At 60.2% G+C, this 699-nt stretch carries 2 protein-coding genes; both read right to left on the bottom strand.

What is annotated here, in order from left to right:
* The coding region (locus tag B2M20_RS04145) for a tetratricopeptide repeat protein (protein WP_079445831.1) at positions 1 to 512 on the bottom strand (512 nt) is incomplete at its 3' end.
* A partial coding sequence (locus tag B2M20_RS04140; protein ID WP_139372832.1) for a hypothetical protein occupies positions 484 to 699 on the bottom strand: 216 nt, incomplete at its 5' end. The genes B2M20_RS04145 and B2M20_RS04140, both read right to left, overlap by 29 nt.

Below are 699 nucleotides of genomic sequence, written 5' to 3'. Positions count from 1 at the left end.
CCCTCGTGAATCTGAGCAGGCGACATTTTGGACGCCACGGCGTTTCGCAGTCGCAGGTAGTAGTCGCGCTCGCGCCGTGGAGCGTGGGCAGCCGCCAGATTCAGCCATTTATAGGCCAGCACGACATCCCGCGGCACGCCGTGGCCTTTGTCATACATCAAACCCAGCATGCCCTGCCCGAATGGATTACCCTGGATCGCCGCGTCGAAGTATAGATCAACTGCGGCGTCATAGGCCTGCGGCGCGCCGTAGCCGTTTTCGTACATAAAGCCAAGAAGGACCTGCGCTTTGGCATTGCTCCGCAGGGCCAGCGGCGTCAGTATCCGGACAGCGCTGACATAATCACCCCGTGAATAGGCCGCGTTAGCGCGCGTTAGCGCATCAGCCGAGGCGGCTCGCAGCGGCATGAGACAGCAGGCGAACAGAACGAAGCTCGCCACCAAAGCCAATCGCTGCGACGGCTTTGGCCCACGCGTCACAATATTAGTGGACGGTGCGAACGCGAAGGTCATCAATGCTCGCTCCCACACTGCCGCGCAATTTCGTGCGCAGTTCCTCTGCGACGTGATGCGCATCGGTGCCGTCGCGGATGATCTGCGGACGGATGAAAATGATCAATTCAGTGCGGGTGCCTTTCTTGCGCTGGTGCGCGAAAGCGTCTCCAAACCCCTGGATTTCGTCAAGCAGAGGGATGCCGTT

The organism is Nitrobacter vulgaris (genome assembly GCF_002028545.1).
GTDB lineage: Bacteria > Pseudomonadota > Alphaproteobacteria > Rhizobiales > Xanthobacteraceae > Nitrobacter > Nitrobacter vulgaris.
Note: the sequence above shows the minus strand (reverse complement) of the source record. Positions and strands in the feature narration are given on the sequence as shown.